This window comes from Amycolatopsis rhizosphaerae (genome assembly GCF_007713715.1).
GTDB lineage: Bacteria > Actinomycetota > Actinomycetes > Mycobacteriales > Pseudonocardiaceae > Amycolatopsis_E > Amycolatopsis_E rhizosphaerae.
On the sequence record NZ_VJWX01000575.1, the window covers coordinates 1 to 4367 of the forward strand.

Annotated in this window: 4 protein-coding genes and 1 pseudogene; all 5 read right to left on the minus strand. The window is 73.0% G+C overall.

Annotated elements, in window-relative coordinates:
• A partial coding sequence (locus FNH05_RS33390; protein WP_144592845.1) for a Bcr/CflA family multidrug efflux MFS transporter occupies positions 1-1216 on the minus strand: 1216 nt, incomplete at its 3' end.
• A gap of 153 nt (positions 1217-1369) precedes the next feature.
• Positions 1370-1945 carry a hypothetical protein gene (locus FNH05_RS33395; protein WP_144592846.1) on the minus strand — a complete coding sequence of 192 codons (576 nt, stop codon included), beginning with the start codon at positions 1943-1945 and terminating at the stop codon, positions 1370-1372.
• A gap of 68 nt (positions 1946-2013) precedes the next feature.
• Positions 2014-2646 (minus strand): tetratricopeptide repeat protein, encoded by a 633-nt coding sequence (locus FNH05_RS33400; RefSeq protein ID WP_186382867.1) that lies wholly within the window; start codon positions 2644-2646, stop codon positions 2014-2016.
• Positions 2643-3659, minus strand: a complete 1017-nt coding sequence (locus FNH05_RS33405; RefSeq protein ID WP_144592847.1) for a DNA polymerase III subunit beta family protein — start codon at positions 3657-3659, stop codon at positions 2643-2645. Before FNH05_RS33405 ends, FNH05_RS33400 begins: the two co-directional genes overlap by 4 nt.
• Positions 3660-3725: 66 nt before the next feature.
• A pseudogene (locus FNH05_RS38480) lies at positions 3726-4367 on the minus strand (hypothetical protein); the annotation flags it as partial.

Sequence of the window (4367 nt, forward strand, 5' to 3'; positions counted from 1 at the left end):
GCCTCCGGGTGGTCAGGGTCGCGAACACGATCAGGGCGGCGACGGCGAAGCCGGCCATGATCGAGGCCATCGGGATCGCGGTGGTGCTGCCGCCCAGGCTGACCAGCGGGGTGGCGAGCCCGCCGATCACGAACTGGAGCACGCCCAGCAGCGCCGAGGCCGCGCCCGCGTGGTGCGGGTGTTCGGCGAGCGCGAGCGAGGACGCGTTGGGCATGACCAGGCCGATGCTGGCGACCAGGATGACCAGCGGGACGAGCAGCGCGGGCAGCGGAAGCGCGAACACGGCCGCGAGCAGGACGCCGGTGCCGCCCAGCGCCGAGGCGCCGAGGCCGGCCGCCAGCAGCCGGCGTTCCGGGAACCGGCCGACGAGGCGTCCGTTGAGCTGACCGGCGAGCACGATGCCGACCCCGTTGCCGCCGAAGACCAGGCTGAACTGCTGCGCGCTCAGCCCGTAGACGCCCTGGAGCACGAACGAAGACGCGGACACGTAAGCGAACAGGCCCGCGAACATCAGACCGCCGGCGAGCGCGTAGCCGGTGAAGGTCCGATCGGCCAGCAGCCCGGCGTAGGTGCGCAGCGTGGCGCCGAGGCGGGCGGGGCGGCGGCCTTCGGCGGGCAGCGATTCGGGCAGGCCCAGCGCCACGGACACCAGCAGCAGGACACCGAACAGGGTCAGCACGACGAACACGCCGCGCCACGAGGTCACCCGCAGCAACTGGCCGCCGATGACCGGGGCGAGGATCGGGCCGAGCCCGCTGACCAGCATCAGCATCGAGAAGAACTTGGTCATCGCGGTGCCGGAGTACAGATCGCGGACGGTCGCGCGGGCGATCACGATCCCGGCCGCGGCCCCGAGCGCCTGCAGCGCGCGGCTGGCGATCAGCAGTTCGGCGGAGGGGCTCAGCGCGCACAGCACCGAAGAAAGGGCATACAGCACGAGGCCGGTGAGCAGCGGCTTGCGACGGCCCACGGCGTCGGACATCGGTCCCGCGACCAACTGTCCGACCGCGAGGCCGATGATGAACGCGGTGAGCGTCAACTGCAGGACCGCGTCCGGGCTGTGCAGATCGCCCGCCATCCTGGGCAGCGCGGGCAGGTACATGTCGATCGACAAGGGGGCGAAGGCCGACAGGCCCCCGAGGATCAGGGTGTAGCGGAGGGTGCTGGGTCCGGGGCGTGACACGGGGGCCGTCAACGAGGTCTCGATCGCACTCATCTGTCTCCTGTCTCCGACAGACGGCCAACCCTCGCCACGGCGGCGGTATTCCTGACTGTGGGCCGTGCCACTTGCGCCCGGCACGCGCTTTCACCATTCGTCTCCGGGTACTCCTGCGCGGTGCCGGAGATCGCCTCGGTCAGTGCCGCGGCGTCAACCGGCGGCAGCGTGGAAGCGCTGCTGCCCACGGCAGGAGCGGAGCGACTGGTCACGGTGGTCGGTAGCGCGGCGCCGGTCATGGCCGCGGTGCGCGGGGCTCGTGCCCTCCGGGCGAAGACCCCGAACGCCGGTTCCGGGTTCCCTAGGGGAATTCCCGGAGGGCGCCGCGGCCTTGAAGACGGGCGAGTCGAGGGCGACCAGCACGCACAACGCCACCAGCGACAGTTCCGGCACCGCGCAGGCCAGCGCCTGGGCCAGATCGGCGCCGGACTGCGCGGTGAGCACGTCGAACCAGGCGTCGAGCAGCGCGATCGCCCCCACCGCGGCCGCGGTCACTCCCGACCTGCCGTCCCCGCGCCGGTACAGCCACCCGGTGGCCGCGCAGCCCAGCGCCATCATCAGGTCAAGGCCGATCCAGGCGGTGGCCCAGTGCCGGACCTCGGTGGCCTGCGGGGTGAGCGGCAGGGTCTCGGCCAGCACGATCACCCACGGCACCAGCAGCACCGCGGCCGCGAGGAAGAGCTTCGGCACCCAGCGCCGGGCGCCGGTGGAGAGGGTGATGTTGCGCATGTCCCAAGCCTCGCACCGGAGGAAGCCGCTGCCTTCCGGGAGAAACCCCGGTTTTGATCATCCGCGGATCAGGGGAGCGTCGCGATGGCCCGCTGGATCTCTTCCTGTTCCGGCAACCGCTTTCCGGCGTGCAGCATGCGCAGTGCCGTGCCCAGCCGCTCCCGGTCGGCGGCCGTGCCGAGGTCGCTCAGGTAGGGGTCGAGCAGGAGGGCCAGCGCCCGCAGATCCTGGCGCGCGCAGAAGGCGTTCAGCAGCGCGCGGACCCGTTCCGACAGTTCGTCGTGCCCCCGGAACGCACGGAGCGCACCGGCGATCCAGTGCCGCACCCAGTCGCCGTACTGGCCGGGCGGAAGGTCCCCGAGCCGCTGGGCGGCCTGTTCGTAGTGGCGGCGGGCCCGTTCGGGATCGCCGAGTTCGGCGTAGGCGCGCCCCATGTTGCCGTGCAGGGACGGGTAGAAGGCGCGGACCCGGTCGTCGCCGATCCGGTCGGCCGCCTCCAGTGAGATCCGGTTCCAGCGCAGGGTTTCCTCCGGGCTGTCCTGGTGGCGCGCCAGATAGTGCGCGGCGACGCAGGATTCGTAGTCGTCCGCGGCCGCGTCCCAGGCTCGGCGGAAGAGATCGCGGGCGCCGGCGGCGTCACCGCGCGCCTCGGCGGCCATGCCCTCGGCACACAGTGCTACGACGGGGTTGTCCGGATTCACCGCGGTTCTCCTGGAAGCTCGATGGGCATGACGAGAGTGGTGAACGCCCCCTGGTCCGCAGACCGGAGGACGACGGGCTGGAGTGCGTCGGTGAGTTCGAGGAGCACGTCGCTGCCGACGCTCGCGTCGAGCGCCGGGCCGAGCACGGCGGGATCGAAACCGACGGCGAGCGGGGCCGGGTCGCACAGTGCGGGAAGTGCGCGCCCGCCGACGGCGAGTTCGTTGCGGCCCGGCCGGAGCAGGACGGGCCCGGTACCGAGCGCGTCGCGCAGGGCAAGGCGATCGACGAGGACGCGGTGGCGCGGTGGGGCCAGCGTGGCCAGCATCTGGCGGTAATCGGGAAACTCACCGTCCAATGTGGTCATTTTCTGGCCGTCGAGTTCGCGCCGCCCGAGGTCGATCCCCACCTCGGCCCGCCGGGCCACCAGGGTGGCCAGCTCCCGCGCCGAAGCCGCGGGCAGCAGCAGGGAACCGCTGCCGCCCGGGGTTTCCGGCCGTAGGACGCGCAGTGCGAAGCGGTAGCGGTCGGTGGCGACCAGCCGCAGTTCGTCCTCCGCGAGTTCGACCAGCACACAGCCCAGCACCGGCATCTCGTCCGCAGGGGCGCCGGTGGCGGCCGAGGGCAGCACCTGCCGGATCGCCGCGGCCAGTTCCCAGCCCAGCACCGTTGCCACGGCGCTGTCGAGCCCGTGCAGGACACGGTCGAGCGCCGCCATCGCGGTCTCGGCGTCCCGGCGGAGCCTGCGCCGGTGCGCCTCCAGCGCCTCGCGCGCCGCTTCGATGGGACCGTCGAGCACCGTGCCCACCTCGGGCAGCGGCAGGCCCGCGGTGCGCAGGTCCCTCAGCAGGACTGCGCGCCGCCGCTGATCGGGGCGGTAGTACCGGTAGCCGCTCGCTTCGTCCACGTGAGCGGGCTCGAGCACACCGCAGTCGTCGTAGAACCGCAGTGCGCTCGGGGTGAGGCCGGCCAGGCGCGCGAAGGCGCCGATGGTCAGCGACGGGGATTGGTCCATGACGCCGATTCTGGGCTTTCGAGCGGCTCGAAGGTCAAGGCGCCGGTCTTTCGCTGCTGCCGCGGTTCACTCGCCGAGCACGGGCGGCGCGATCTTGTTACCGTCCTTGTCGGTGTCCACCTCCAGGCCGAGCGCGGCGCCGGGGTCGTCCTCGACCAGGAACGCGGCCCGCTGGTGCTCCTTGTCCTCCTCGCCCTTCCTGCCGCCGCCCGCGACACCCGGCACACCGGGGGAACCGGCCTTGCCGGGCTTGCCCGCCGCGCCGGTCCGGGCCGCTTCCCCCGCGGCCTTCGCTCCCGGCCCGGCCGTGCCGGACCTCTTGCCCGCGCCCGGCTCCCGCTCCGCGCCGCCGGGTGACCGGTCGGCGCCGCCGGGTGACCGGTCGGCGGCCCGCCCCGGCCCGTCGCCGGAACGGCTCGAACCACCGCGCTCGATGCCGCCGCCCGGACCGGTCCCGCCCACGATGGGCAGCAGCCCGGCGCTCACGCCGGGATCGAGCGTCGAACCCGGTAACCGGCTCCAGCCACCCATTTCGCGCCCGGCGATCGGCGCGTTCGTGATCGGGCCGGATCCGGTGCCGATGCCGATGCCGTCCGAGACCTGGATGACGACCGGTGGCGAGCCGGCGGCGCTCGTGGCAGGCCCGGGCGAGAGGACCGGAGGCGAGGGAGTGAACGCGCTTGCCGCGGTGCGATCGAAGTCCGGGAC

Excerpts from the sequence above, each read along its gene's own strand:
- FNH05_RS33405 (WP_144592847.1), bottom strand. The coding sequence starts at position 3,659 with ATGGACCAATCCCCGTCGCTGACCATCGGCGCCTTCGCGCGCCTGGCC.
- FNH05_RS33395 (WP_144592846.1), bottom strand. The coding sequence starts at position 1,945 with ATGCGCAACATCACCCTCTCCACCGGCGCCCGGCGCTGGGTGCCGAAG.